4 protein-coding genes are annotated in these 4,883 nt (G+C 45.4%); 1 reads left to right on the top strand and 3 read right to left on the bottom strand.

What is annotated here, in order from left to right; genetic code table 11:
- Nucleotides 1-436: 436 nt before the first annotated feature.
- A complete protein-coding gene (locus IM450_RS15535; RefSeq protein ID WP_287668321.1) occupies nt 437-838 on the top strand; it encodes an endonuclease domain-containing protein in 402 nt (133 codons plus the stop codon).
- Between the two features lie 280 nt (nt 839-1,118).
- On the opposite strand, the gene cobA is transcribed toward IM450_RS15535, so the two are convergent.
- Genes cobA through cbiT form a run of 3 tightly spaced genes read right to left on the bottom strand, consistent with a single transcriptional unit; the run spans nt 1,119 to nt 4,240 of the window.
- Complete coding sequence (gene cobA / locus IM450_RS15530) at nt 1,119-2,636, bottom strand: uroporphyrinogen-III C-methyltransferase (protein WP_287668319.1); 1,518 nt, start codon at nt 2,634-2,636, stop codon at nt 1,119-1,121.
- A 53-nt stretch (nt 2,637-2,689) separates the two neighbouring features.
- Nucleotides 2,690-3,607 carry a phosphatidate cytidylyltransferase gene (locus IM450_RS15525; RefSeq protein ID WP_016514637.1) on the bottom strand — a complete coding sequence of 306 codons (918 nt, stop codon included), beginning with the start codon at nt 3,605-3,607 and terminating at the stop codon, nt 2,690-2,692.
- A 42-nt stretch (nt 3,608-3,649) separates the two neighbouring features.
- Nucleotides 3,650-4,240 carry a precorrin-6Y C5,15-methyltransferase subunit CbiT gene (cbiT, locus tag IM450_RS15520; RefSeq protein ID WP_002732225.1) on the bottom strand — a complete coding sequence of 197 codons (591 nt, stop codon included), beginning with the start codon at nt 4,238-4,240 and terminating at the stop codon, nt 3,650-3,652.
- Between the last annotated feature and the right edge of the window lie 643 nt (nt 4,241-4,883).

Here is a 4,883-nt window from a genome sequence, read left to right as displayed (position 1 = left end):
GCGAAGGTTACATGATATCAGCGAGACTTGGAAACTATCTCATCAAATTAGTCCCCCCATAGAACCCCCTTGAGCCATCTTGCACACTTTTCTCTTTTTGTCAAATTTTATGTTAAGAAAGATGTGACTAATGGATAGCTTATCAAGGGGGGCAGGGGGGATCAAAATCAACCAGTAAAAAGCCCCCCTTATCAAGGGGGGCAGGGGGGATCAAATTTAACCAGTAAAAAGCCCCCCTTATCAAGGGGGGTTGGGGGGATCAAATTCAACCAGTAAAAAGCCCCCCTTATCAAGGGGGGTTGGGGGGATCAAACTCAACCAATAAAAAGCCCCCCTTATCAAGGGGGGTTGGGGGGATCAAACCTATGCAATTAACCAATCATCTTAAATCAGTAAAAAGCCCCCCTTATCAAGGGGGGTTGGGGGGATCAAACCTATGCAATTAACCAATCATCATCATCTACCCTACAATCCCAAACTCGTAGAACGAGCTAAAGAACTCCGTAAAAATATGACCAAAGCTGAAAGAAAACTTTGGTATGAATACTTAAAAAATTTTCAATATAGAGTTCATCGTCAAAGACCGATTGATCAATTTATTGTTGACTTTTATTGCCACGAATTAAAATTAGTGATTGAAATTGATGGTGATAGTCATAATAGGGAAGATGCTCAAGCCTATGACTTAGAAAGAACCCAAATTTTATCAGGTTATGGATTAACAGTAATCCGCTTTACTAATCAAGAAGTTTTGAGTAATTTTGAGGGAGTTTGTGGAGTAATTGGAAGTTTGATCCCCCCAACCCCCCTTGATAAGGGGGGCTTTGATCCTTCTTGATCCTCTAAGGGGCTTTGATCCTTCTTGATAAGGGGGGCTTTGATCCCCCCAACCCCCCTTGATAAGGGGGGCTTTGATCCTTCTTGATAAGGGGCTTTGATCCTTCTTGATAAGGGGCTTTGATCCCCCCAACCCCCCTTGATAAGGGGGGCTTTGATCCTCCTTGATAAGGGGGGCTTTGATCCCCCCAACCCCCCTTGATAAGGGGGGCTTTGATCCTTCTTGATAAGGGGCTTTGATTCTCCCAACCCCGGCTGCCGCAAATACGGCGGCGAGGATGTCAGGTATTACTCCACTCGATTAAAGCGCTAGTCAATCCTTCTAGGGTATATTCTCGCGCCTCGATATCAACACGACCAAATAACTCTTGACAGGTTTTTGAAGTTTGCGGACCGATAGAAGCCAGACAAACTTTTTCTAAGAGGGAATTAACCGATAATTCTGCCGTTTCTTGCAGCAATAACCGATAAAAATTCTGGACGGTTTTGGAACTAGCAAAGGTGACTATATCGACTTTCCCATCTCGAAACGCTTCCCAGATGCCACTATCCATGCGTGCCGGACATCCGGAATAATATGCGGCCACTTCCGTCACCTGACCAGCTTTGGCCGTTAAATCCTTAACTAATATCTCTCTGCCTCCCGTTTCCACGCGAGGAAAGAGGAATTTTTGCCCCTTAATCGGGTCGGGAAACTCGTTTACCAAAGCATCAGCGACAAAATCCCCCGGGATAAAATCCGCTTTTAATCCCCGTGAGTGCAAAACTTGGCTGGTTTTTTTGCCCACCACGGCGATTTTTACGGTCGCTAAAGCCCTAGCATCTTTTCCCCAAAATGTCAAGCGATCGAAGAAAAAATTAACAGCATTGGCAGAAGTTAAAATCAGCCAATCAAACTCTTTTAACTGAGCGATGGCATCGTCTAAACCTTGCCAACGGTCGGGGGGACGAATCTCTAAAGCGGGCATTTCCAGGACTTCTGCGCCTTGATTTTGCAAAATTTCGCTAAATTGACTCGTTTGCTCGGCGGCACGGGTAATAACAATAGTTTTACCGCCTAGGGGTGGGGGAGAGGACATAATCGCCAGATCCACAACTTGACCAATGACCATAATAGAGGGTGAGAGGGACACTCCGGCGGTTTGAGCGAGAATATTTTCTAAAGTGCCGCGCCAAATTTGTTGATCCTTGCGTCCCGCCTGACGGATAATAGCGATCGAGTCGTGAATATTCCGCCCATTTTGGTATAATTTCTCGATAATTTGCCCTAAAGACTGACCGGCCATCAATAGCACAAGTGTATCAATTTTAGCTAAAGCTGACCAATCGAGAGACTCGGGATCGTGAGCGCTCAAGACCGCAAAACAGCGACTAATATCCTTTTCGGTCAGGGGAATTCCGGCCAATAAAGGAGCGGCTAAAGCGGAGGAAATACCGGTTATCAGTTCAAAATCACAGCCAGCCTGCTTTAAGGCCAACATTTCAGGATATACTCGCCCAAAAACTCCCGGATCACCACTTTTAAGCCGAATAACTCGTTTTCCCTCTTGACAATAATTAACCAGTATCCGATTAATCTGATTTTGCTCGGCTCCGGGTTGTCCCCCCCGTTTGCCAACATCGACTAAAACACAGGTTTTCGGCACTAGGGAGAAGATTTGACTATCCACTAGGGCATCATACAGCAAAACCTCGGCCGTGGCTAAAATTGCTCGCGCTTGCAGGGTGAGAAAACTGCTCTGACCAATTCCCGCACCGAGAAGATAAACTTTACCCCGGGGATGGACGACTGCTGACATAATCGCAAATTTGGGTTTAATCTTTAATCTAGCACTGGAGAAGATACAAATTACTAGCGCAACAAGGGCAGCAGTAAAGTGACGAAATAATATACTAGGGGAGCGGTGAACACATAACTATCAGTGCGATCGAGTATACCACCGTGACCGGGGATTAACTGCCCGGAATCCTTAACCCCGGCATCGCGTTTCATCATCGATTCGGTCAAATCACCCAATAAACTGACAATACCAATTAATAAGCCCAAAAATAAGCCCGTCAGCTGCCAATAGGGCCAATCTAAATACCAAGCACCCAAATCGGCCACCGCTATACTGCCTAAAATGCCAAAAAAGGAACCTTCCACGGTTTTTTTGGGACTAATCAGCGATAAACTGGTTTTCCCTAACCATTTTCCCATGATATAAGCTCCGATATCGGCGGCCCAAATGCAACCGAAGGCCAGAAAAGTCACCGTCAAAGCAGCCGGGAATAATTTCGGTTCCATCCAGGATTCCGGCCAATATCCCATCAGGGGTAAGTTACTGGCCATGGCCACGGGACCACTTTCGGGGGAAAAACCGACCCGTAAACGAATCCAATAACTGGGTAAGTAACCACCATAAAACAGACCGAGAATTGAGGTGGAAATGTCGGCAATTGTCGCCATTTTAGGCTGAAAGAGCAGATAAAAACAAATTAATGCCCCAGCCAGGGGAAACATGGCATCGGTGAGGGGGGCTGCCATAGTTGCCGTCAGTAGTAATAATTGGGAAACTACGAGAGTGGTTTTAGCGGCCGGTTCAATGCCTTTAGCGCGAACTAAGCGAAAATACTCTAATTGTCCCAAAAAGACGATAACACCGATGCCGAGGGTGAAATACCAACCCCCAACGATAATAATTCCCAGTGCGAAGGCAATAGCAAAAATAGCGCTGACAATGCGTGGCCAAGGCATGGTTAATCCAGAGAAGTTAGGCGGCATTGTCATAATTATATAGATTAAGAAAACTTTATGGAAGGTTATCCCCGATTAAAGTTTATCGCCGCTCAGGATAAACATGGGATCAACGGCGGCAAAAACTTGGTGAATACCCCTAGTTTCTAGGCGATTTACTGCCGCTTGGACAATCTCGATATTACGCGCCTGTAAATTAGAAAAGCCTTCGGAAAATTGATAGAGGGTTTCTAAATTATTGGCCGTAGCCACGATGCGGCCATTGGGTTTCAGGTATTGCCACACTTCTTGCAGGACCGATTTAATCGGTTTGCCGCCCTCGATACAGACGCGATCGGGGGCGAGGGATATATTGGGCAGACAATCGGGCGCGCTGCCTTCAAAAACGGTGACATTTTTTACCCCAAAGCGATCGCAATTACGCCGGATTAAACTGGCCACTTCTTCATCCCTTTCAATAGCAATAATCGGACTATTGGGGCATAATAAGCCAATTTCAACGGGAATAGTGCCGGTTCCTGCGCCTATATCCCAGAAAACCCCCCCATCACCTAACCGCAAAGCGGAAATCATCAATAATCTCACCTCGCGTTTACTCAGGGGAATCCCGGGCAAACGTTCAAACAATTCATCGGGAATACCGGGGGTTTTATATAACCAAGTCATGGGGAATCAATTATCGAGAAGCTTCACTAGCAAGCATTATTATATAAGTCTGTCAAATTTTCTTTATTAAGTAAACAGGGACTTTTATAGGCATAAAACCCTGATTATAGCTCTAACAAGCTATTGTCTGTCATTAAGCTAAGACGTATTTTAACCCCCTATCCTTAGATTAGGTCAATCTCTCCCAATCCTTTTACTGTTGCAAGAGTGCCACAGTGCCTCATCTCAACAAGCAATTTAAATAGGCGGGCAGCTTATCTTAATGATGAGATAGGAAGTTTTTGTTTTGGCGGGTCAGTCGTCGGTCGTTAACACCAAATTAGGTTACACTTCATCTTTATGGGAAAGGCCGTCATGATCCTTTTTCTTAAGCATAGATTTTCCTAATCAATTTCTTTGGGTATTGTCTATCAAATGTTACTAAATACTCTGGCTATTCAACCTTCCTAGCATCTGTCAGCCAAAAACCATAGACTAACTTCTGTTTTATCAACGATAACTCTAAGTAGCTGGTTATAATTAAATTAAAAATGGATTTTAGGTTCGATCCCCCCTGCCCCCCTTGATAAGGGGGGTGCCGATAGGCGGGGGGATCTACCCTTGATAAGGGGGGTGCCGATAGGCGGGGGGATCTACCCTTGAT

This window comes from Microcystis sp. M083S1, from assembly GCF_020246405.1.
Taxonomy (GTDB): domain Bacteria; phylum Cyanobacteriota; class Cyanobacteriia; order Cyanobacteriales; family Microcystaceae; genus Microcystis; species Microcystis aeruginosa_C.
Note: the sequence above shows the minus strand (reverse complement) of the source record. Positions and strands in the feature narration are given on the sequence as shown.